Source organism: Paenibacillus sp. P5_B5 (genome assembly GCF_056400365.1).
The window spans coordinates 23,188-44,248 of record NZ_JBFULK010000001.1; the positions used below are offsets into that span (position 1 = coordinate 23,188).

The window sequence follows — 21,061 nt, forward strand, 5'->3', positions numbered from 1 at the left end:
TATCAGTAATATTTACGGATTTTTGCTGAACATGTTAAAAAACGCGCGGACAGCATTACTACTGCTGATATAAGAGTTTATCTTGGTCAGTTCAAACACTAAAAGATCGGTACACTCTCAACATAGCTATCTATTCTTAAATCATTCTTTAGCTGGCTAATTGTTGAAGAAGTTATACAACGTGATCCAACTATTAAGATCAAGCCTCCAAAGAAGGAAAAGCGGTTGCCAAAAGCTCTTACAATCGAAGAATTTGAGATGCTACGCGAGTCGTGCAAGACAAATAGACAGCGTGCCTTAATCGAGGTACTATATGTAACTGGAGGAAGATTGTCTGAAATACAGGCACTAAATACGGTGAGATCGACTGGCAGAATGGAAGTACACGAGTAATTGGTAAAGGTAATAAAGAACGCGAAGTATATTTATTTTTCATACAAAGCTATGTACCATCTAAAGAAGTATCTGATGAATCGTTTGGATAGTGAAAGCCTTCTATTTATAACTGAACGAAAACCTTATCGAAGACTTTCAATGAGGTGCATACAAAGGGAAATTCGCATGATTGCTGAGCAAGCCGGATTACGAAAACAAGTCAGCCCGCATACGATGCGACACACATTTGCTAACTTAACCTTAAATAACGGTGCTGATATTGTAGTAGTTCAGCAACTGTTAGGACATGAAGATCCAGCTACTACAAAGATCTACCCCCAAGTATCTGAAGAGAGAAAACGTGAACAACACAGAAAATATTTAGTACAATAATAGCGAAATAAAAAACTAATTAATTAGAAATCACGTTATGAAGTAATTAGTCATTTATCTTGAGAATATTTGCCGGAAATTTTGCAAGGCTACAATTTTATTTTATCGAAGTATGTATGACTGAAATAATCAACAGAACAGTTACTTAACAAGCGCCACACAAGTGAGCGCTATTTTTACGCCCTCGAACCCTCGAGGGCTTATTTTATTTTTGGAGGTGTTAGGAAATGCAACCGATTTTTAATTCGATTATCGGGGCGATTGGTTTGGTGGTAACTTATGCGTTTGGGGGGTGGAGTGAGTTGCTTAGCTTCTTTTTAATCGTCATGGTTATTGATTATATTACAGGTATAGCAGCGTCGATCAAGGAGCAAAAGGGACTTAGCAGCGAGGTGGGTTTTTGGGGGCTTATCAAAAAAATGCTCATGATTATCATCGTATTTCTCTGCCATCGAGCAGATGTTGCGCTAAATTTGGATATTCTCATGTATGGTGTGATTTATGCCTTTTTAGCCAATGAGTTGCTTTCAATTGTTGAGAATTACGGTCGGCTCGGGCTTCCTTTGCCAAATGCGTTCAAAAATCTCATTACCATTCTCAAAGACAAAGAGGGTGATCAGTAATGAATCCATTTGAAGGATATCGAATTTCAAGCCCGTATGGGCCTCGTTCTGATCCATTTGGCAACAATCAGCAAGAGTTTCATAAAGGGATTGATTTAGTCAAAACACACCGATCCCCCATTTACGCTTTTGTCGCTGGTGAAGTCATGCATACAAAGCTTGGTGCTGCTGGTAGTGGTTTAGGTGGGTATGGAAATGTTGTAGCAATTCGAGATCAAAATAATTCCCTACATATCTATGCTCATCTCGATCGTGTTTCTGTAAAGGTTGGACAACAAGTAACAACAGGTTATGAAATCGGTAAGCAGGGAACTACTGGCCAGAGTACAGGCTCACATTTACATTATGAAGTGAGACAATCTTGCACACCTAACTTCGGTTATGGTACGCATGTCGATCCGACTAATTATTTAATTACTTATACAAAAAGAGAGGAGAAAATGATGTTTGACGAGCTGCAATCCCAAATTAAAACACTCGAAGCCCGCCTCTCCAAACTCGAATCCCTAGCCTCAATGCCTGTTCCTGATTGGGCCAAGGAAGCAGTAGACAAAGCAGTTCAAGCTGGCTTGCTTCTAGAGCCTGATGGTGCGAGTTATGATTTATACCGTGTCTTGACGGTGCTGAACCGAAAAGGACTACTTTAGATATGTTAAATATAATCCCATCAGCTAACCTATGTTGGCTAGATGGGATTTTTTATTTCAATAGGAATTTCCGCTGTAAAGTGGCGTTACAGGATTAAGCTTGGCAGTAACCTTAGAATATGTGCAGAACACCATAAAGCACAAATGCAACAATTTTTATCATAATTTTCAGAAAAATCAGTTGACATTCGAACCGATCCTTTTTATAATCCAAGTAAGCTTATCGGTTTTATATGTAAAGGGGGATTTACTAATGGTAAAGAGTGCCCGACGTGTTAGAGGGCTGTTGATAGGTCTGTTGTTAATTGCTTTGTTGGCGATTACGGCCTGCGGTAGTAATGCCACGCAAGGAAACAGTGGAGAATCAGCTAAAGGTGGAAATGGTGGAGCTAAGAAAGATTTTGTAGTTGGCTATATGAATGTTATGGATGATGCGCAGGCTATGCTCGCTTATGAGGCGAAGCTGTATGAGAAGCATGGATTGAACGTGAAGATGCAGCAGTTCAAGAGCGGTACGGACCTCATTAAAGCGATGGTCGGTAAGCAAGTGGATGCTGGGGTGCTCGGATTCACGAATGCTGTTTCATGGGCGTCTAAGGGTGCTGGAGTAAAAGTTGTCGGTGGAGCACAGCTCGGATTTCATAGTGTACTTGTGAAAAACGACAGCACGATCGCGAGTGTAGCAGAGTTGAAAGGCAAGAAGCTTGCCTCCCAAGGCCAAGGAAGTACGGCGGATATCGTTCTGAATGGTGTGGTATTAAAAGAAGCAGGATTGACCAGCAAAGATGTGCAAATGGTGTACGTTGATCCAGGTCAGGCTATCCAATCACTCGCTTCTGGTGCGGTGGATGCAGCATTTGTATTTGAACCGTATGACAGTATCGCTACACATACGCTTGGTGCGAAGCAAATCTATGAGATCGGCAAAGTATGGCCGTTCCCTTGTATGGTCGTTATTACGACGGATGAGAATCTAAAGAATAACCGAGATGCGGTCAACCAGCTGCTGGATGCTCAGAAAGAAGCAATTGAGATGCTTCAGCAGGATCCGAAGAAATCGGCAAGTCTGATCATGAAGCATTTTGTGGACTCCGATAAGATGGAATCGCATCATGGTGGCACTGTGGAATCTGTGGACGTCATTAGGCAGGCAATCGAAACCCAAGTGTTCAACTGGGATATTACGCCAGATCAGATTACCCGCATGCAGGAAATATCCGACATGATGAAAGAACAGGGTGTCTTGGAAAAAGTAGTGAAGGTCGACGATATTATCGACTTAAGCTGGCAGGATAAACAGAAGAAGTAACGAGCAATCCTATCACTTCTATACGAGTAACGATACCATTTATAAAAAAGGAGAGTTTGCGGTGAATCTATCCTACACAAAAATGCCACGGACTAAACCGAAATCGGACTCCTTCTGGCAAAAAGTGCTTCCCTATCTGCTTGCAGTAGGGAGCCTTCTTGCTGTTTGGCAAATTACGGCATTCTTTCTGCCGTCCTTCCTGCTACCGGATGTGCCTGATGTATTTGTCCGATTACTCAGTAGTATTCAAGATCCTGAATTCCGAGATCATATTGGGGACAGTTTAATTCGGCTGCTGTGGGGATATCCACTTGCATGCCTATTCGGTGCGCTACTCGGTCTGATCGGGGGCATATCGAAAAGTTTTGCCGTATACTTGCGGAGTCTCATTTCGATTCTACAGGCGATTCCCCCAATTACATGGGTGCCATTCTTCGTTATCCTATTAGGTTTTGGCAATAAAACAATTATTACTGTCATTATTATAGCTAGTTTCTTCCCTATGGCGCTCTCCGTATTAAATGCAACGGAGGGTGTAAATCGTACACATCTGGAGCTAGCTCGGGTGATGGGTGCGAACCGCAGACAGCTGCTAGCAAAGGTGTTCGCTCCAGAGTCGTTGCCTGCATTTATTACCGGGGCACAGGTTGCCTTCGGAAATGCTTGGCGTTCCTTGATCGCAGCAGAAATGGTCGGAGGTGCAATGGCGGGCTTAGGTTTCTACTCTCGTTGGCGCGGTGAGGTCGCTGACATGGAAGGCGTACTGATGAGCATTATTGTGATCGGGACGATCGCGGCGCTATTAGATTTAGTGCTGCTTGAAGGATTAAAGAGAAGACTGCTGCGTTATCGTTACGTCAAGCCAGGAGGAGATGAGTAATATGCAGACGATTTATGTAGACAACGTATCCAAAAACTTCGGTTCATTGAACGTGCTAGAGCAAGTGGATATTACCATCCGTCAAGGCGAGTTCGCTGCTATTGTTGGCCCTTCAGGCTGTGGCAAAAGCACGGTACTGCGTATGATCGCCGGTCTAGAACATCCTTCGGATGGTAAGGTTACAGCGAATGAACAAAGCATTATGAAACCGGACCCGAGCCGGATGCTGATTTTTCAGGAGCATGCCTTGTACCCGTGGCGCACAGTGGAATATAACGTAGGTTTTGGTTTGGAGCTCGCAGGTGTTTCTCGCAAAGAACGCAAATCCCGCGTTGATGAAATCCTGGAGAAAGTGGGCCTTGGTGGATTTCAGAAATACTACCCGCATCAGTTGTCCGGGGGTATGCGCCAGCGGGCATCTATCGCCCGTGCATTAGTGATGGATCCTGAGGTGCTGCTGCTCGATGAGCCGTTTGGCGCACTGGACGCGATTACTAAGATTTCCATGCAGAATGAGCTGCTTACTTTGTGGGAAGGTACAGGTAAGACAGTGCTTCTGATTACGCATGATATTGATGAGGCTATTTATTTGGCTGATACCATCTACGTGATGAGCCCCCGTCCAGGCCGGATTGTGGAATCAATCACTTTGGACATACCACGACCGCGTAACCGTAACGGCGATGATTTTGTAGCGCTGAGAAAACGAATTATGAAGCATCTGGATTTGGGAGGAGAGGTTCAACATGAAGATTTACAATACTATTTATGATCTAATTGGCGAAACACCGATGGTACGACTGCATCGTATCGTGCCAGAAGGGGCAGCCGAAGTGTATGTAAAGCTGGAAATGTACAATCCCTCAGGCAGTGTGAAGGATCGGGCGGCCTTTAATTTGATCGATACCGCAGAGAAACGGGGCGTGCTTGCACCAGGAGGCACGATCATTGAACCAACTAGTGGCAACACCGGTATTGGTCTAGCCATGATTGCTGCTGCCAAGGGCTATCGGGCTATTCTAATCATGCCGGACAATATGTCGAAGGAACGGATCAATATTCTAAAGGCTTACGGAGCGGAAGTGGTACTGACACCTAGCAGTGAACGGATGCCTGGCTGCATAGCCAAAGCTTTGGAGTTAAAGGCACAAATCCCGGGTAGCTTTATCCCGCAGCAGTTCGAGAATCAGGCGAATCCAGATATTCATCGTGTGACAACGGCACCAGAAATATTGCAGCAAACGGAAGGCCGTCTCGATGCTTTTGTTGCTACAGCGGGCACAGGCGGGACGATTACAGGTACAGGCGAAGAGCTTAGGAAGCACTTGCCGGAGCTGCATATCGCCGTAGTAGAGCCCAAAGGATCACCGGTATTGTCCGGTGGACAGCCAGGACCGCATAAGCTCGTTGGCACAAGCCCTGGTTTTGTGCCCGCTATTCTGAATAGAGATGTCTACGACGAAATTATTCAGATTGCGGACGAAGATGCGTTGCAGACGGTTCGCGATTTGGCTCGCTTGGAGGGCATTCTAGTAGGTCCTTCATCGGGTGCGTCAGTCTTCGCAGCGATTACTGTAGCCAAGAAGCTAGGTGTGGGAAAAAGGGTTGTCTGTATTGCGCCGGATACTGGTGAGCGATATTTGAGCATGGATATTTTTTAGTTCTGAACTTACAAAGACACGATTCCACAGATCGAGGAATCGTGTCTTTGTGATGATGCGCTCTGAATTGGCGCGATTGTAGGGATTCAAGTCCCGAATAGTGAAAGCAGCAGTAGCTTTACATAATCCAAAGACGGATACTTCATTAAAGCGAATGGTTAGTGAGCCTTTACAAGGAAGAGGATTGCATAGCTGCTGTTTCTGAAGCACATTCGTCTGAACAATGTCCACTATGCAGTGTCTCGCATTCATCACACGCAAGATGTTGGCGATGACAAGAGTCGAGTGTGCAGTTAATGTAACGGTCGGCAGGCTTGTTGCAGTGGTGGCATTTACCTACGACAACATCTTCATCAGTATGGTTGATTTGCACTGAAGTCCGTTCATCAAAGACGTAACATTTACCGTCGAACAGCCTTCCTTGTACTTCTTCATCTTTCCCGTACGTGACAATACCTCCGTCGAGCTGATATACGTCCTGGAAACCTTCTTCAATCATAAAGCTGCTCAGTTTTTCACAGCGGATTCCACCTGTACAATAGGTCAAAATCGGTTTATCTTTATATTCACTCATATTTTCTTTAATCCATTGCGGGAATTCCTTGAAGCTATCTACGTCTGGGCGAATGGCACCGCGGAAATGACCGAGATCGAATTCATAATCAGTTCTGCCGTCCAAGACGATAACATCTTCGCGTTGCAGATATTCATAAAATTGCTTAGGAGCAAGATGTTCACCGCTTTGCACATTGGGATCAAGCTCTTTGTCCACACGGAATGTGACTAATTCTTTTTTGTAACGCACAAACATTTTTTTGAAGGCATGTCCATCTTCCTCATCTATTTTAAATACTATGTCTGTAAATAGAGGGTTTTGGCGTAAATCTTGCATATATTGTTCGGTTTGTTCTATAGTACCAGAGAGGGTACCGTTAATTCCTTCATCGGCAATTAAAATTCGGCCTTTAACTCCGAGGTTATTACAGTACTCCAAATGCTCTTGCGTGAACTGCTCTGCATCTGGAATATTCACGAATTTATAGAATAGTAATACTGCATATTGAGGTTTTTGATTCATTGCTATCACCTAATTCATTAAGATTAGTATATTGAATGTTCAGTGTCATACATTGTAAACATTTCTATATAAAAAGTATTATAACACAATTCGGCTAGGCTTTGACAAGTCTGAGCTCTTTTTAAGGAGATGATTGGTTGTGGGAATTTTCGATGGTTTACTTGGTAATGCTTCTGAATTAGATCCAAAGGAGATGTATAAGGAATTAGCTCCGATCCTGATTGAGGGTGAACAGGTGGATCGAGCTTTTAAGATCATCCGCGACTTGATTATTTTTACGGATAAACGATTGATCCTTATCGATAAGCAAGGAATTTCCGGCAAAAAAATGGATTATCACTCGATTCCATACAAGAGTATCTCTCATTTTAGTATCGAAACAGCTGGACATTTTGATATGGATGCTGAATTGAAAATATGGATATCAAGCGCGCATGAGCCGACAATCACGAAGGAATTCAAAAAAGACACGAACGTATACGATGTCCAGAAGATCTTAGCTAAGCATGTATTGAAATAAATAAGTAGTGCTATTTGATCTTTGATGAACTAAAACATAATAAGTAAAAGCAGAAGCCTAGAGACTCCTGCTTTTTAAAATAAATTCATTGAATTATATGAATTTTTTTGCCGTTTCGAATATCTTTTCTTTATGATTAAATATATCTGAGACTTTGTCAATATTTACACTGCTTTTGGTATCATCGTTGAATTGTATGTATTTTGTATTTCCATTTAAGCCAAGACGACAAATCCACTTTCGAATACTATCATCAACTAGAATATTGAAATAACTTGAATTATCTCGATAATAAATTCTGTTTGGATCGATGACTTCTTTAAGCATCAATTTAATCGTAACATAACCTTCAATTTCCTCTTCTGTAGTGATGATTTGATGCTCATCTGATTTATTATCAGCTACGGAAGCTGTTGCAATCTCTGCTCGCGCCACTATTGTTTCTTCTGTGTTAGCTAATGCTGCTTTAAGCTTATCATTTACAGTGTCGTTAACGAATTCCTTTAGAGCCCGTTTTACAACGATGCTAAATTTTTCTATTACTTGTTTCGTCTTCTTTCCTTGATAAACATCTGAGATGATGAAGGAAATGAAATCATCTGTTGGAGTCTCCCATTGATTTCTTAGGAATTGTTTTACTTCGTTTGTGTACTTTAATTCAGAAGCTGTATTGAAGATATTATCGACATTGAAATTATTCTTACAAAATTTATAGAGTTCGATTATTTGATTGTCACGAATATCTAATAGATTAAGTTCAAAGAATGGGATTGTATCCATTTTATTTTGCTCTTCAAGATCTGTATAAAAACGATAGATGATTCCATTTGTGAGAATTGCAAATTTAGCCTTTGTTGTACCAAAATAACGGAACAATTGTGAATCGTGTTTTGTTAAAGCTTCCTGAATTGATTTTGCTTCGATTAATATAATTGGGTTTCCATCTTGCATTATAGCATAGTCAACTTTTTCGCCCTTTTTAATACCTACATCAGCAGTATATTCCGGAACAAACTCTTCTGGATTAAAAATATCATAATTAAGTGCCTGGAAGAATGGCATAATTACGGAAGTTTTGGTTGCTTCTTCTGTCAATATACTATCTTTAATTTTCTGAACACGTTTAGCAAGTGTTTTAATAACTTCAGGGAAATTCTCCAAATTCATCAATCCTCTCGGTTTGTAGAATGTATACTCTTGAATAGAGTATATTCGACCTATTTCCTCATAATCCTTTATTACCTATGAACTACAAAATAAGATAACTATTGTCGGAATTAAATGTAATCCTAAGAGTAAGAACTGTTACTGGAGGAATATTGAGTAAGTTGAATAATAATAATACCATCAGTTTCTATTTAAGGAGATGATTGGTTGTGGGGATATTCGATGGTTTACTTGGTAATGCTTCTGAATTAGATCCGAAGGAAATATATAAGGAACTAGCTCCGATCCTGATTGAGGGCGAACAGGTGGTTCGAGCTTTTAAGATCATCCGCGATTTGATTATTTTTACGGATAAACGAATGATTCTCATCGATAAGCAAGGGATTACCGGCAAGAAAATGGATTATCACTCGATTCCTTATAAGAGTATTTCTCATTTTAGTATTGAAACGGCTGGACATTTTGATATGGATGCTGAATTGAAAATATGGGTGTCAAGCGCGCATGAGCCGGCAATCAAGAAGGAGTTCAAGAAAGACACGAATGTATATGATGTCCAGAAAATATTAGCTAAGTATATATTGAATAAATAAGTAGGGCTATTTGACTTCAATGGAAAATGTAAGGCGAGATCTACATAACTATTCTGACTTAAGGATGGAGTAAACATTGGTATCATGTGCCACACCGTTCTGATAGATGTAATCTCTTAGAACGCCTTCTTGCTGAAAACCGATTTTGATTAATAATTCATTAGAAGCTTCATTCTCGGTAAAGACTACAGCACCAATACGAGTTAAGTCCAGATTCTCAAAGCCGTAAGATACAATGGCGGACACTACTTCCGATGCATAGCCTTTGCGCCAATGTAGGGGATGGATTTCATAGCCTATTTCGGCACGTTTATGTCTAGGTACCCAAGCATTAAACCCGATGGTTCCAATGATGCCTGTGGTACCTTTTCTTTCGATACCCCATCTAATCCCCCTTTTATCCTTATAGTTCATTGCAAATAAAACAACTAAATGCCTCGCTTGCTCGATATTTTCAAAAGTTTCTTGTCCATAATAACGTGTTACTTCCTCGTTCGAAAAACAAGCAAATATACCTTCAGCATCTTCTTCGGTTAGCTCTCTTAATATCAGTCGTTCAGTTTCTATTATAGGAAACACACTACCACTTCCAATCCGAATGATAAGTAAACCCTTAACTTTAATTAGAATAGTTTACCATAGTATAATCGGTTTGGTTATGGGGTCTTTTTCTTGTTGCATAGCGAACGTATGTTTGCATATAATAATCAAATAAGAACGTATATCCGTATTTGAGGTGATGTTTATGCCGAATAAATATGTGGGGAGCACGGTAGAAATTATTTATATGGACCGAACGGGTGCGTTGTCGCAGCGGCATATATATGTACAGCGTATAAAGGACGGAGTCGTTCATGCAAAGTGCTTGCTGTCGGGGGCTCCGCGAACATTTAGGGTAGAGAACATACTGGCATGGCAGAAGACGGATCGATCTAAATCTGATATCTTTACAAGGAGTTGGTGACGATGGGAAAGAAGCTTGAGGGAAATGGACTGTTTGAGTCATCACGGATGATGTTACCTGAACATGCTATAGAAATTCGGAGGCATCGTGATTCCAGGAACAATAGAATGAAACCGGAGTTAGATGAGCAGCAGCTTGAATTGATTTCACGCTCACTGATGGAGTCCTATGTGGATCAGAGTGAGGTTAAGCTAGTGCTATTTGACAGATTTGAGGATCTTGAGATCACTGGAATTGTGACAAGAATAGATGAACAATTGAAGCGGGTTAGAGTGCAAACGGGTGATGATTGGGATTGGATCAAGCTCGCGGATATAATGAGGATTGAATAATGGATGCATTATTTAAATAGTTTGTTGAATAAACTGGGTTTCTTCATTTTTCTTGCGCGATTAGCTCGTGGCAGAAATCCAGTTTCTTGCGTGTTCTCTTGCTTATTATGATCCTTTAATGGTTCTGTACTCGAATTGGAAAGTAACAAATTAAGCTCATCTTTAGTAACACCTTGAGATTCCATTCTATCCCTCCTTATTTAATCACAAGATGCAATTATATAATAAATCGAGATAAAAATCACATTTTATGTCGAATCACATATAAATCACATTCAAGTATCAACCTATAAACCATATGATAGGGATGTACTATATGTATAAATATGGTATAATTCATAGAAGCTATTCTAGGAAACTTAAATATTCTGCGGTTCTTAGGATAATTATCCAATCATTTAATGAATGGACAGCAAGTACAATCATATAAATTTAATAATGGAGGAGATGATTACATGGAAATAAATCAACAACACGCAGGAACGTATACGGTACCAGGAAGCTTGGCGCACATTCTTCGTATGTTTTCAATTTCGCTGTTAGTATGTTTCTTTGGAACGCTGGTAGGTGCTTTATTTATTCCAGTCGAAATGGTTCCACTCTTTATTGTCATTGAGATTGGTATGCTAATAGCCGCTTTTGTTATTAGATTCCGCAAAAAACATATTAGTTATCCGTTCGTATTTATTTTCACAGCGGTAACGGGCGTAACGTTATATCCAGTCATTGAAGGATATGGAAGCATAATTGGAGCCAATTTAGTATCGGGTGCATTTATTGCAACAGCTGTTATTTTTGGATCGCTCGCGTTCTATGCTGCACGTAGTCAGAAGGATTTCAGCTTCTTGCTAGGATTCTTAATGGCTGCAACAATTGGCTTAATTCTGATGGGATTAATTTCGATGTTTGTACCTTTTGGCGGTACGATTAATCTCGTGTGGTCAGTGGGTGGCATTCTGATCTTCAGCGGATGGGTACTCTATGATATTTCCCAATATCGTAATGGTGTTTCACCAGAAGAAGTACCGCTAGCTGCACTTAATTTGTTCTTAAACTTCATTAATCTATTCCTGTATATTCTTCGGTTTATTGCATCAATCGTATCAGGCAGAGATTAAAAGGAAATTACGCATGAAATGAAGAGGCATCGGATGATCAATGTCATTAAGTTAAGCCCAGAGACACCACCGGGAAAAATGGAATCCGAAACGGCATGGGAAAAGCCCTGTGCCGTTTGTTTTTTTGTGCAAGCAAGGAAAAAGCGTACAGCAAACAAAGCGGATGGAATATCCTCTTAAAAAATGTTCATGGGAACCGAGTTATGCTACTCTGTAGACGAAGCTACCGTTATATTCAGAGATGCGTGAGGAAGTCCCTCCCCCCCCCATTATTCAGGTAACGATCGGTTCTGTGGCGTGTGTGAAAAGGGTGTTTCGCCCGTCAAAAGGAGGCCAAGATGAACGAAACAGCATTAGAGCTTCAGTTATTTGAGAACTTAAAGCCTGAGTTAACATCGTTCTGTTACAGAATGCTAGGATCCATCGATGACGCAGACGATGCTGTTCACGAAACCTTTATTCGTGTTTGGCAAAGTTGGCATTCATTCAGGCAGGATTCCTCATTCAAAACATGGGTTTATCGTATTGCATCAAACTTATGCCTGGACAAGCTAAGACAAGCCAAACGCCGCACGCGTCCCGTTGACCTATCCGACCCAGCGGTACTCATCGTCGAACTCCGCGAAAAGTTTCCCGACTCAGCTTGGATTTGGCCTGCCCCTGATTTCTCGGGGAGTCCGGAAGATATTTTCATTCGCAAAGATACCCTTGAACTCTGTTTTATTACACTCTTACAGATCTTACCCCCCCGTCAACGTGCGGTTCTTATTTTGAAGGATGTATTCGAATGGTCCTCCAAACAGATCGCAGAAACTTTAGGAATATCGCCGGCAGCGGTTAACAGCGCCCTGCAAAGAGCCAGAGAAACGTTGGACCGAGCGAAACTTCATTCTAACGAGTTTAGCATGATGGATGTCGAACCTGATCGTGAGCTGCTATCACGGTATGTGGAAGCCTTCGAACAATTTGATATCAATGCGCTGGTAGCGTTGTTTCATGAGGAAGGCCGTCTGTCAATGCCGCCTTTCGCAATGTGGGTACGCGGCAAAGACGATTTGTTCAAGTTTTTTGCGCTTACACGCTGGCATTGTGAGGGATCCCGGTTTTTGCCGATTACGGCGAATGGGGGTTATCCTGCTTTCGCACAGTATGTGCCAAGCGGTGAAGACTCCTACTTGGTACCCTGGGGTATTCACATTATTGAAATAAAGGACAAGCAAATATACCACGTCCAAAATTTCATTAATACAAAATTATTTTCCCGATTTGGGCTTCCTGCACAAATACACCGATGAATATCGTAATCTAATTTCGTCTAAATAAATGAGAAACAAAATTACGATTATCAAAGATAGAAAGGACGATAGTTCATGCGTAAAATCATTCTATTCATTCACAGTACTATTAATGGAGTTGTCACTGGCGACCCAAGCGAGGACAAAACCAACTGGGCAGTCTGGAGAAATAGCGCTGGCATTGAGGAAGGTTCTCAGTATCTATTAAATATTTTCGAGACAGCTGATACCATTTTGCTTGGCCGCGGAACCTACGAAGACCTCTCTAGAAAGTGGCCGACTATTCGAGGGTCCAAACGGGACGATGGAGGTTCAAGCCTGGGTGATAAGATAAACAACGCCCACAAACTAGTTGTAACAAGCGCCCGCCCGCTCGACAAGCTAAAATGGGGAGAATTTGAAGCTCCAAAACAATTGACCGGCAGTAATATAGAAGAGCAAATTAAGGACCTAAAAAATGGTGACGGTGGCGACATTGTTATTTTCGGTAGTCCAACGCTCGTGCGATCACTTGCAAACGCAAATCTTATTGACGAATATCAGATAGTCATGCACCCGGTTGTGGTCAACGTAGGTGAGCATTTGTTTGACAATTTTAATGAGCAGAAGGAATTCCATCTCGTGGACGTCAAAACACTTAAGGTTGGTTCCCTCTTGGTAACCTACAGACCCGCTAAAGCTTAGCTCAACCGGGCAGATCATTACTGTCAACACAAACAGCTACCCAGTTGATAATGTGCAATGGACCGTCTGTTAACACAGCACGCCGACAGGCAGCTCACCTTGACTACCTACGAAGGAACCTTTGATCAAAAACACGAACATACGCCCAGTGAGTGATCGCGTTTGCTATGAAAAAGATTGATGTTATGTTGTCGCAAGCTTTAGCCTTTAGGCATATTCGTATCCAAAATGGCCAGGAAGCACATTTAGTTAACCCTTCAACGTGTTCAACTAATGATTCGGGGATGGTTTTGGCACTATATAGGTCGAAGACGTCCTGCCAAGTTTTAATGGTTCGCATGTAATCCCTCCTAAAAAAATGACCCCCTCGAAAAGCAATGTCATTATGTAAAAATGGAATCCGAAACGGCATGGGAAAAAGCCCTGTGCCGTTTGTTTTTTTGTGCAAGCAAGGAAAAAGCGTACAGCAAACAAAGCGGATGGAATATCCGCTTAAAAAATGTTTATGGGAACCGAATTATGCTACTCTGTAGACGAAGCTAACAGATGATTTCGAGCGGATTTTGCGCGTATTCTTTTGCCCTGGGCGAATGGGTCGAATCGGCAAAATGTTTTTGCGAATCAGCGCTTCAACATCGGTCGGGGGTTCATCGTCCCGTGAACGCAGGAAATGTCTACAAACATGAACGGCAACCGTGAAGTTGACTTGGTAGGGGTGCCGTTTATCCATTTGGGAAATGATGACATGCGAGGTCATCATTTCAGCGAAGTTGTACATGATCATTCTTGCGAAAATCTCTTGGGTGATGGACTCTTGCTTCTTTGCGTGAAAATTCGCCAGGCCGACCGTGTATTTTAATGCCCTGAAAGAGGTTTCAATGCCCCATCGCATGTTATAAATGGACTTGATTTCGTCGGGCGGGAAATTAGCAGCAGAAAGATCCGTAATGACGGTTTCATAAGCGCCACTCGGCAGGACGAAACGAACAACCCGAAAGGAAATCGGGTAAAACAAGTTCTCATGCAAATCCAAAAAATCAAATGTAGACGTGGAAGGGACGAACTTGTAAATCTCGGGATGAGCCTTGACTTCTTTGGTTTGTTTTTTGGTGAGTGTCAGATGAACGTCAATATCAAACGCTCCGCTAGAGGGCAAACGCAAGCCCGAAAGAATACCATTGGAATCCAAATCCTTTACCCGTATGACATAGTTCCACCCTTTGCGTGCAATATGCGCGAAATTGTTGTAACTTTCATAACCTCTATCGGCCGTAACAATGGTTTTGCCTTTGATGGGGGAACGGTCAACCATAGCAGCCAGCGCCCTTCCTTCGTTGCACAACCTTCGCGGCTGAACAATGGCATCCACGTAAAGTCTGTTGCATAAGTCATAGGCTGCATTCAAATGCAGAAGGTTAAAGCCTTTCGTGTTCGGTTGACTTTGAAAATAGGTATCCGTGTCCGTAGAGTCCGTTGCGATATGCAAATCCGAACCGTCAATGGCAAGTAATCGATACCCTCGGTAGTCCTTGATATCCGTATACGATTGCGTAAATTCGTGAAACAAGAATTCCATAGCAGACGGCAGGATTTTGTTCCTCTGTTGGACAAAAGCAGAAGTGGTTGCGGTGTTTGCGTCATAGCCCTGCGATTCCAAGAGTTCCTTATATATGCTGTTGCTCCCCATGGAGATCAGGAGTTGCATAACCGTTTCAAAGGGCAGCTTTTTCTTTCGTGTAAAATCTTTTTCAGGGTTTTTGACATAAGGTGCTGGTGCGGCTGGCATTTCTCGTATGAGGGATGTCAGTGTTTCTTTTAGCGAATTTGCGTACTCATTCATCGGCGTAACCTCCTCGTTTTTCAAGGGGCTTCGCCACACATTTCCATCTACTTGTCAAGTCCTATTTCTCTTTTTGGTGCAAAAAAAGAGCGGCTATCTTTTCGATAACCTGCTCTTGTTCTTGATTTTTGGCCCTGCGCCTTAACTTAATGACATTGATCGGATGATGCCTCTTTTTTACTATCCAAGTAGAGGTTAAACAGATGTGTACCAGGGCAAACTAAGTTCGAAAGTTAATTTAGAAAGGACGATGCAATCATGGCCAAAAGCGACGATCTGGTTAAATATATTTCGAAGGAAGTCGCAATTTATATCCGTACACCAAAAGAAGCTCGTAAGAGCAAGGAAAATGATAAAATCCGTGAGCCTTGGCTTACACGCTGGTTTGGCATGATTCCGATGGCATTAGGACTTTGGGTTAAACCTAAGAAGAAATTAAGGATAAAATAAACCTAAGGGTAAAATAAACCTAAAGACAATGCCGTCGTTAACGGAATATAACGTTCACCGTTCTGATCAATAATTAAGTAGGTCTCATCATTGTTCTGCCATTTGGAATATCCCAGTACAGGAACAGGTGCATGATGCGTATTCTCATATAAATCGCTGACAAAAGTTACCCTAGAGTTGTTATGCAAAGCATCCTGCAGATCCGTCAATTGCTTAATCGGTAAGGGCTGACCGGTTACCCAAGAGAGCTTCTCATAAGGGTCAAAAGTAGACCTTAGTACAGTTTCTGGCTTCCCAACTAACTTATTCTGGTTATAGGTGGCTGTTAGCTGTTTCATATTAGGCAGTTGATCTATAGGAAGCTCTTCGCCTGTATTCGCATCCAAATAATAAACTCCCTCGCTTGTTTCAATTCTCCAGAGTGCGTGCAAGGCATCAAAGTAGAATCGCTGTGCTTGAATGTCTGCGGTAATGGCCCGATCATAGCTAATAGCTAATTTAGCCGCGTCAGCTGATTGCTGATCGGATAATTGTGAAAGTTGAATGGATGAATCTGATTGCGCTGGCACGATGCCCTGCCATAATAAAGCACTCGATAAGGTCTGTTCACTAAAAAGCGGCGACTCGCCCTTACCATACTCGGATAATACGTATCCTCCATTTTCACTGGCTAAGATAATCATATAGCCAATAGCTTTGGCTTTTGAACCCTCTGTTGATTCTCCCTGTGTTAATTCCACAATCCAGCCATGTGTACCTGGCCCAAGCGTATTGACTGACCACTTGGCATGCTTCCAGTTCTCCCAGCCACTTTGCTCCGATAACGTTACAATCCATTCCTTAATCTTACTCTCCAGAGATTCATCTGGATTACTTGTTATGTTGGCATTTGCAAATGTAATCTTGTGCGGCGAATTAGTAACCCCTGATTGAGCTTTGGATGATGTGCTTAATGGATTGCTAAACAATGACATGCTAATTACGAGTGCCATGGCGCTATAGCGCCAAAGAGCGGTATACATTGTACTCACCTACTTGTTATGGGTTATGAAAATTGTTTCATAGATTCGATTTGTATTGTTTATTGTATAGGGATTGGTGTGAAAAGAATGTTACAATCTGTATCTGGATTAGTAAGAGGTTTTAGCGGCTTTGGTCAGTTATTCAGTGATGATGGTTGCTGGATTTCCTTCAGATGAAATAAACCGCAGTTGATGACGAATAGCTCGATTCGCGGTCGATATTGCCAATCAATTTCTTCTAGGCGGTTGGTGTGCTGAAGATTAATCGCTTCTTTATTCTCATCATCCGCATTGTCGATTAATCCGTCGTAGTAAGTATGAATACGGGCAATTTCATCCTCTAATCGTTTATTCGCACTATCTGCCCACGAATGGTCATACTTGCGAAGCTTGTTCTGCATATGAGCTTCAAGTAATGTCGCCGCTTTAGGCAGGGGGAAGCGGTCATGGGGCAACATGATACCCGCGGGAATACGCGGGGTAAGCTTACGAGAGAGAAGGGATTCATAGAAGTTCTCGCGGATCTCTCCGGTCGTCAGGTTGAAGCCAAGCGAGTGTAGCTCGCTTCGCTTCATGTCACATACGAGCTCGACCTTGTAGTTCACGCAGAGCCACGTATCGTAGGCGCCAGATGTTGCTCCGGCGCGGCGATGCGGCGTGTGCGGAGCCGATTCCTCAAAGAGGCGCGCGAAGCGGCCTCTTGAACGAGCAGACCGGAAGATCTGCTCCAGTCTGCTCGAGCCGAATGTGAGCGCATCCTCCGGAATGCGGCTCATGACTTGCGTCGGCACGAAGCCGAAGTAACGGCCGAGGATACTCTCGGCCGATCCGTCAGCTGTGCCGGGTGCAGGCGCCTCTTGCGTAGCAGAGGCGTTAAGGGCTATAGCCGCCTGCGCTTTGGACGGTTCAAATACGAATTTGAACGTCATTGTCTCTGGCGGCGCATCTGTTCGCTCAACGAAGCTCCAGTAGTAAGGGCGATTCGTAAGCTCTTTGTCTGCTTCTGGAGATAGCTTGACGGTCACACTATAGGGTGTTTTCTCAATAATAGTGCAATCAAAGACACGTAAATAACGCATCACATAGTGCTCAATTGTTTTGGCATCCATCGTTATTTGCATGAGCTTTCTTATAACCTCATTTCTACATTTTGCCCTGAGGCAGATAATAGTTGCTTGAATGCAGCGCCAGTTTGTGTGAGTTCTTCTACTTCCGTTGCAGTCGTATTGAATGACTCCCCAATATTCTCTATATTGCGGCGCAATTCGTCATTCGATTTGGATTCCATGGCCATTTTGAATAGAGAGGATTCTAAGGAAGATTTTTTGCCGAATCGCTCTAGGATCACATCAAGCTCACCAATGACAGATTCAAACATATTTATTTTTTCGTGTAGTAAATGTAGAATGTGCTCCTCAATGGTACCTTGTGTTGATAAGTTATGGATGTTGACGTCATGCAATTGGCCAAGTCGGTGAACACGTCCAATTCGTTGTTCAACGCGCATTGGATTCCACGGGAGATCGAAGTTAATCATATGATGACAGAACTGTAGATTAATCCCTTCGCCCCCAGCCTCAGTCGCAATTAGCACCTTAGCGCGACTTCTGAACAGATCCATCATCCAGTCTTTTTTGCCACGATTCATGCCTCCGCGATAAGGTACAGCGGCAATATCATGCTGCTTCAGAAAGTTCATCAAGTATTCCTGTGAGGCACGATATTCAGTGAAGATAATGACTTTATCATCGATTCCGCTAATGATCTCCATCACTTTGTCTGCTTTGGTATTTGATTTGATGCTGCGAATTAGCTCTACAAGTCCCCAGATTTTGGTGCTTTGGGGTGATTCTGCTGGTGTCTTTTTGGATAGATTGACGAGTGTATTAAACACTGCATCCCTCGAAGAACAGACTTCGCGCTGCAAAGTAACGAGTGATAGAACGGATGTTAAATCAGATCTACTTTCTTCATAACGACCACGTACATAATCCGTTACACCATCATAGAGAGCTTGCTCATCGGGCGAGAGAGTAAGCAAATAATTGCGTACACAACGTTTGGTTAACTCTAGATTGCCATCACTCCGCCGATTACGAATCATGACTTTAGATAACTCCTGCTGCAGGGTACCCTCATTCTTCGCAGTTCTTTTATCGACAATATAATTTTCTTGAAAAGAAGACTGAACGCCAAGCTGCCCAGGCTTAAGGACGGTTATTAAGTTATATAGTTCCTGTAAATCGTTCTGGATTGGCGTGGCAGTTAGTAATAGACAGTATTTTTTGCGTAACTCACAAACGAATTGATAGTTAGTTGTTTTCTTATTCTTGAGCTTGTGTGCTTCGTCAATAATGAGTATGTCATACTCCATACCAAGTACGATTGAACGATGCGGCTCACGTTTAGCGGTGTCCATCGAAGCCACAATGACGTCGCAGGATGTCCACATGTATTCTTTCTTCTGGGCAGTTGCATTAATGCCGAATTTGGAATTCAACTCTCGTACCCATTGCAAGACAAGGGATGCTGGAACTAAGATAAGTGCTTTGCGGACAAGGCCGCGAATCATATATTCTTTGAGAATGAGACCTGCTTCAATTGTTTTGCCTAGTCCGACTTCATCTGCAAGAATCGCACGCCCCCGCATGCCATGAAGGGCTTTCTTAGCGGTATCAATCTGGTGGAGCATTGGTTTAAAATCATCTAAGTGACGCAAGCATAGTAAATCATCAAAAGACTCAATCAATGATGCTTGTTCTGCTTCATAAGCTAGTTGGAACATAGTGAAGTCATCCCAAGGTCCTCCCTTGAGGTTACGTTCGGTTAGTTCATCTAGCCATTCTCTGTGTAGGTGTATGTTTAAATGGTCATTTACCGGGTGAACTTGTTCATGTGCGACTGTTGGATTCATACTACATGCCTCCACATCGATGGGGATCGTGAATGTTGTCTTATAGGGAAGGTGAAACCATTTCTTCTTGGCGGTGCTTCTTGTAGTATTTGCCGAAAGTAGGGGTTTTCATAACTTGTATTATTGATTATCGTAATTATTTAGTCTTGTTATTCTAATCTTCTACCATCAATTTACAGGGAATGATCTATCCCGATGTTTTCTGGAATGAAAGTCACTAGGGTGATACAATACAGTACTAGAGGAACTACACACTAAATTGGTTTTTATGGACCACATATAGAGAGGAAGTATAAAGATGACTGAATGGCGATTTATTCATACAGGCGATCGTTCGCCTGCTGACAATATGGCGATTGATGAGGCAATATTAAATGAAATTAGTGAGGGGAATTCTGGACCTACTGTTCGTTTCTATGGGTGGAATCCAGCAACATTATCCATTGGATATTTTCAAAAGGCTATTCAAGAAATTGATTTGGAGCGGGTAGCAGAGGAAGGACTTGGATTTGTTCGTAGGCCTACTGGTGGTAGGGCAGTGCTTCACGACAAGGAGCTTACCTATAGCATCATTGTTCGTGAAGATTATCCCGGGATTCCAGCGAGTGTAACGGAAGCGTATCGAGTGCTTAGTGAAGGACTGTTACTAGGATTCCGTAAACTTGGTTTGAATGCTGAAATGGTGCAACTAGCTACAGAAGAGGATCAGAAGCAATATGCTACGCTTGGGTCTGCGGCTTGTTTTGATTCACCGTCGTGGTATGAGTTAGTTGTTGAAGGCCGTAAGGTAGCGGGTAGTGCACAGGTTAGAAACAAAGGTGTCTTACTGCAGCATGGTTCGATTTTACTGGATATGGACACGGAGCAGTTGTTCCGTTGTTTACAATTTTCGAGTGACAAGGTTGCAGAGCGAATGAAGAACAGCTTCAAGAACAAAGCAGTAGCTATCAATGATCTACAGCGTAACCTTGATCGTGATCCCGTATCGCTTCCTCAGGTGGAAGCTGCATTTAAGGAAGGTATTGCAGAAGGCTTACATGTTGAACTCATTGACGGGGAATTAAGTGAGCGTGAACGTGAGCTTGCTGCACAGCTTGTACTAGAGAAATATGATACGGATGAATGGAATTTACGCAGATAAAGCAGAGATAGCGGAGGTAGCGGAGATAGCAGATAAAGCCGATAAGGCAGAGATA

The 21,061-nt window shown here is 42.4% G+C and carries 24 protein-coding genes and 1 pseudogene; 17 read left to right on the forward strand and 8 right to left on the reverse strand.

Features of this window, described 5'->3' with window-relative positions; all coding sequences use genetic code 11:
- Positions 1-225: 225 nt before the first annotated feature.
- The 8 genes from AC1DOK_RS00140 (at position 226) to cysK (ending at position 5,888) form a co-directional block, all read left to right on the forward strand.
- The gene (locus tag AC1DOK_RS00140) at positions 226-393 is read left to right on the forward strand and encodes a hypothetical protein (RefSeq protein ID WP_477552191.1); all 168 of its coding nucleotides are present in this window, start codon (positions 226-228) and stop codon (positions 391-393) included.
- 75 nt (positions 394-468) lie between these two features.
- Entirely contained in the window at positions 469-768 is a 300-nt protein-coding gene (locus AC1DOK_RS00145; RefSeq protein WP_477552192.1) for a tyrosine-type recombinase/integrase, read from the forward strand.
- 227 nt (positions 769-995) lie between these two features.
- A complete protein-coding gene (locus AC1DOK_RS00150; RefSeq protein WP_477552193.1) occupies positions 996-1,391 on the forward strand; it encodes a phage holin family protein in 396 nt (131 codons plus the stop codon).
- The gene (locus AC1DOK_RS00155; RefSeq protein WP_477552194.1) at positions 1,391-2,038 is read left to right on the forward strand and encodes a M23 family metallopeptidase; all 648 of its coding nucleotides are present in this window, start codon (positions 1,391-1,393) and stop codon (positions 2,036-2,038) included. The genes AC1DOK_RS00150 and AC1DOK_RS00155 overlap by 1 nt, the downstream gene beginning before the upstream one ends.
- Positions 2,039-2,291: 253 nt before the next feature.
- Positions 2,292-3,347, forward strand: a complete 1,056-nt coding sequence (locus AC1DOK_RS00160; RefSeq protein WP_477552195.1) for an ABC transporter substrate-binding protein — start codon at positions 2,292-2,294, stop codon at positions 3,345-3,347.
- 82 nt (positions 3,348-3,429) lie between these two features.
- Positions 3,430-4,227, forward strand: a complete 798-nt coding sequence (locus AC1DOK_RS00165) for an ABC transporter permease (protein WP_477552196.1) — start codon at positions 3,430-3,432, stop codon at positions 4,225-4,227.
- Position 4,228: 1 nt separating this feature from the next.
- Positions 4,229-4,999 carry an ABC transporter ATP-binding protein gene (locus tag AC1DOK_RS00170; RefSeq protein ID WP_477552197.1) on the forward strand — a complete coding sequence of 257 codons (771 nt, stop codon included), beginning with the start codon at positions 4,229-4,231 and terminating at the stop codon, positions 4,997-4,999.
- A complete protein-coding gene (cysK, locus tag AC1DOK_RS00175; protein WP_477552198.1) occupies positions 4,974-5,888 on the forward strand; it encodes a cysteine synthase A in 915 nt (304 codons plus the stop codon). Before AC1DOK_RS00170 ends, cysK begins: the two co-directional genes overlap by 26 nt.
- 169 nt (positions 5,889-6,057) lie before the next feature.
- Here cysK and trhO read toward each other — a convergent pair whose 3' ends face one another.
- Positions 6,058-6,966: an oxygen-dependent tRNA uridine(34) hydroxylase TrhO gene (gene trhO / locus AC1DOK_RS00180; protein WP_477552199.1), complete on the reverse strand. Its 909-nt coding sequence runs from the start codon at positions 6,964-6,966 to the stop codon at positions 6,058-6,060.
- Positions 6,967-7,105: 139 nt separating this feature from the next.
- Here trhO and AC1DOK_RS00185 point away from each other — a divergent pair, with 139 nt between their 5' ends.
- The gene (locus AC1DOK_RS00185) at positions 7,106-7,486 is read left to right on the forward strand and encodes a PH domain-containing protein (RefSeq protein ID WP_477552200.1); all 381 of its coding nucleotides are present in this window, start codon (positions 7,106-7,108) and stop codon (positions 7,484-7,486) included.
- Between the two features lie 93 nt (positions 7,487-7,579).
- Here the strand turns inward: AC1DOK_RS00185 and AC1DOK_RS00190 are convergent, their stop codons facing one another.
- On the reverse strand, positions 7,580-8,653 hold the full coding sequence (locus tag AC1DOK_RS00190) for a type I restriction endonuclease (protein WP_477552201.1): 1,074 nt from the start codon (positions 8,651-8,653) through the stop codon (positions 7,580-7,582).
- A 209-nt stretch (positions 8,654-8,862) separates the two neighbouring features.
- On the opposite strand from AC1DOK_RS00190, the gene AC1DOK_RS00195 reads away from it, so the two are divergent.
- On the forward strand, positions 8,863-9,246 hold the full coding sequence (locus tag AC1DOK_RS00195; protein WP_477552202.1) for a PH domain-containing protein: 384 nt from the start codon (positions 8,863-8,865) through the stop codon (positions 9,244-9,246).
- Between the two features lie 48 nt (positions 9,247-9,294).
- On the opposite strand, the gene AC1DOK_RS00200 is transcribed toward AC1DOK_RS00195, so the two are convergent.
- On the reverse strand, positions 9,295-9,825 hold the full coding sequence (locus tag AC1DOK_RS00200) for a GNAT family N-acetyltransferase (RefSeq protein WP_477552203.1): 531 nt from the start codon (positions 9,823-9,825) through the stop codon (positions 9,295-9,297).
- A 166-nt stretch (positions 9,826-9,991) separates the two neighbouring features.
- On the opposite strand from AC1DOK_RS00200, the gene AC1DOK_RS00205 reads away from it, so the two are divergent.
- Positions 9,992-10,210 carry a hypothetical protein gene (locus AC1DOK_RS00205; protein ID WP_477552204.1) on the forward strand — a complete coding sequence of 73 codons (219 nt, stop codon included), beginning with the start codon at positions 9,992-9,994 and terminating at the stop codon, positions 10,208-10,210.
- A 2-nt stretch (positions 10,211-10,212) separates the two neighbouring features.
- Positions 10,213-10,542: a YolD-like family protein gene (locus AC1DOK_RS00210; protein ID WP_477552205.1), complete on the forward strand. Its 330-nt coding sequence runs from the start codon at positions 10,213-10,215 to the stop codon at positions 10,540-10,542.
- A gap of 8 nt (positions 10,543-10,550) precedes the next feature.
- Here the strand turns inward: AC1DOK_RS00210 and AC1DOK_RS00215 are convergent, their stop codons facing one another.
- A complete protein-coding gene (locus AC1DOK_RS00215) occupies positions 10,551-10,727 on the reverse strand; it encodes a hypothetical protein (RefSeq protein WP_477552206.1) in 177 nt (58 codons plus the stop codon).
- A 270-nt stretch (positions 10,728-10,997) separates the two neighbouring features.
- Between AC1DOK_RS00215 and AC1DOK_RS00220 the strand changes: the two genes are divergently transcribed.
- The 3 genes and pseudogenes from AC1DOK_RS00220 to AC1DOK_RS00230 all read left to right on the forward strand — a co-directional run bounded on the left by AC1DOK_RS00220 (position 10,998) and on the right by AC1DOK_RS00230 (position 13,639).
- Positions 10,998-11,660, forward strand: coding sequence for a Bax inhibitor-1/YccA family protein (locus AC1DOK_RS00220; protein WP_477552207.1), 663 nt, complete (start codon positions 10,998-11,000; stop codon positions 11,658-11,660).
- A gap of 335 nt (positions 11,661-11,995) precedes the next feature.
- Positions 11,996-12,955, forward strand: a pseudogene (locus AC1DOK_RS00225) (sigma-70 family RNA polymerase sigma factor); the annotation flags it as partial.
- A gap of 75 nt (positions 12,956-13,030) precedes the next feature.
- Complete coding sequence (locus AC1DOK_RS00230) at positions 13,031-13,639, forward strand: dihydrofolate reductase family protein (RefSeq protein WP_477552208.1); 609 nt, start codon at positions 13,031-13,033, stop codon at positions 13,637-13,639.
- Positions 13,640-14,156: 517 nt separating this feature from the next.
- Here the strand turns inward: AC1DOK_RS00230 and AC1DOK_RS00235 are convergent.
- Positions 14,157-15,479, reverse strand: a complete 1,323-nt coding sequence (locus AC1DOK_RS00235) for an IS4 family transposase (protein ID WP_477552209.1) — start codon at positions 15,477-15,479, stop codon at positions 14,157-14,159.
- Positions 15,480-15,737: 258 nt separating this feature from the next.
- Here AC1DOK_RS00235 and AC1DOK_RS00240 point away from each other — a divergent pair, with 258 nt between their 5' ends.
- The gene (locus tag AC1DOK_RS00240) at positions 15,738-15,929 is read left to right on the forward strand and encodes a YqzE family protein (RefSeq protein ID WP_477552210.1); all 192 of its coding nucleotides are present in this window, start codon (positions 15,738-15,740) and stop codon (positions 15,927-15,929) included.
- A 2-nt stretch (positions 15,930-15,931) separates the two neighbouring features.
- Here AC1DOK_RS00240 and AC1DOK_RS00245 read toward each other — a convergent pair whose 3' ends face one another.
- From AC1DOK_RS00245 to AC1DOK_RS00255, 3 genes are all read right to left on the reverse strand, one after another.
- On the reverse strand, positions 15,932-16,960 hold the full coding sequence (locus AC1DOK_RS00245) for a hypothetical protein (RefSeq protein ID WP_477552211.1): 1,029 nt from the start codon (positions 16,958-16,960) through the stop codon (positions 15,932-15,934).
- Positions 16,961-17,085: 125 nt separating this feature from the next.
- The gene (locus AC1DOK_RS00250) at positions 17,086-18,072 is read right to left on the reverse strand and encodes a YqhG family protein (protein WP_477552212.1); all 987 of its coding nucleotides are present in this window, start codon (positions 18,070-18,072) and stop codon (positions 17,086-17,088) included.
- A gap of 8 nt (positions 18,073-18,080) precedes the next feature.
- The gene (locus AC1DOK_RS00255) at positions 18,081-19,865 is read right to left on the reverse strand and encodes a DEAD/DEAH box helicase (protein ID WP_477552213.1); all 1,785 of its coding nucleotides are present in this window, start codon (positions 19,863-19,865) and stop codon (positions 18,081-18,083) included.
- Positions 19,866-20,163: 298 nt separating this feature from the next.
- Here AC1DOK_RS00255 and AC1DOK_RS00260 point away from each other — a divergent pair, with 298 nt between their 5' ends.
- The gene (locus AC1DOK_RS00260) at positions 20,164-21,006 is read left to right on the forward strand and encodes a lipoate--protein ligase family protein (RefSeq protein ID WP_477552214.1); all 843 of its coding nucleotides are present in this window, start codon (positions 20,164-20,166) and stop codon (positions 21,004-21,006) included.
- The last annotated feature ends 55 nt before the right edge of the window (positions 21,007-21,061 follow it).

Bases quoted from the DNA above. Each gene is read 5' to 3' on its own strand.
- AC1DOK_RS00255 (WP_477552213.1), bottom strand. From the start codon at position 19,865: ATGAATCCAACAGTCGCACATGAACAAGTTCACCCGGTAAATGACCAT.
- cysK (WP_477552198.1), top strand. From the start codon at position 4,974: ATGAAGATTTACAATACTATTTATGATCTAATTGGCGAAACACCGATG.
- AC1DOK_RS00165 (WP_477552196.1), top strand. From the start codon at position 3,430: ATGCCACGGACTAAACCGAAATCGGACTCCTTCTGGCAAAAAGTGCTT.
- AC1DOK_RS00220 (WP_477552207.1), top strand. From the start codon at position 10,998: ATGGAAATAAATCAACAACACGCAGGAACGTATACGGTACCAGGAAGC.
- AC1DOK_RS00190 (WP_477552201.1), bottom strand. From the start codon at position 8,653: ATGAATTTGGAGAATTTCCCTGAAGTTATTAAAACACTTGCTAAACGT.
- AC1DOK_RS00235 (WP_477552209.1), bottom strand. From the start codon at position 15,479: ATGAATGAGTACGCAAATTCGCTAAAAGAAACACTGACATCCCTCATA.
- trhO (WP_477552199.1), bottom strand. From the start codon at position 6,966: ATGAATCAAAAACCTCAATATGCAGTATTACTATTCTATAAATTCGTG.
- AC1DOK_RS00215 (WP_477552206.1), bottom strand. From the start codon at position 10,727: ATGGAATCTCAAGGTGTTACTAAAGATGAGCTTAATTTGTTACTTTCC.
- AC1DOK_RS00260 (WP_477552214.1), top strand. From the start codon at position 20,164: ATGACTGAATGGCGATTTATTCATACAGGCGATCGTTCGCCTGCTGAC.
- AC1DOK_RS00150 (WP_477552193.1), top strand. From the start codon at position 996: ATGCAACCGATTTTTAATTCGATTATCGGGGCGATTGGTTTGGTGGTA.
- AC1DOK_RS00145 (WP_477552192.1), top strand. From the start codon at position 469: ATGAATCGTTTGGATAGTGAAAGCCTTCTATTTATAACTGAACGAAAA.
- AC1DOK_RS00240 (WP_477552210.1), top strand. From the start codon at position 15,738: ATGGCCAAAAGCGACGATCTGGTTAAATATATTTCGAAGGAAGTCGCA.
- AC1DOK_RS00230 (WP_477552208.1), top strand. From the start codon at position 13,031: ATGCGTAAAATCATTCTATTCATTCACAGTACTATTAATGGAGTTGTC.
- AC1DOK_RS00155 (WP_477552194.1), top strand. From the start codon at position 1,391: ATGAATCCATTTGAAGGATATCGAATTTCAAGCCCGTATGGGCCTCGT.
- AC1DOK_RS00170 (WP_477552197.1), top strand. From the start codon at position 4,229: ATGCAGACGATTTATGTAGACAACGTATCCAAAAACTTCGGTTCATTG.
- AC1DOK_RS00250 (WP_477552212.1), bottom strand. From the start codon at position 18,072: ATGCAAATAACGATGGATGCCAAAACAATTGAGCACTATGTGATGCGT.
- AC1DOK_RS00210 (WP_477552205.1), top strand. From the start codon at position 10,213: ATGGGAAAGAAGCTTGAGGGAAATGGACTGTTTGAGTCATCACGGATG.
- AC1DOK_RS00160 (WP_477552195.1), top strand. From the start codon at position 2,292: ATGGTAAAGAGTGCCCGACGTGTTAGAGGGCTGTTGATAGGTCTGTTG.
- AC1DOK_RS00205 (WP_477552204.1), top strand. From the start codon at position 9,992: ATGCCGAATAAATATGTGGGGAGCACGGTAGAAATTATTTATATGGAC.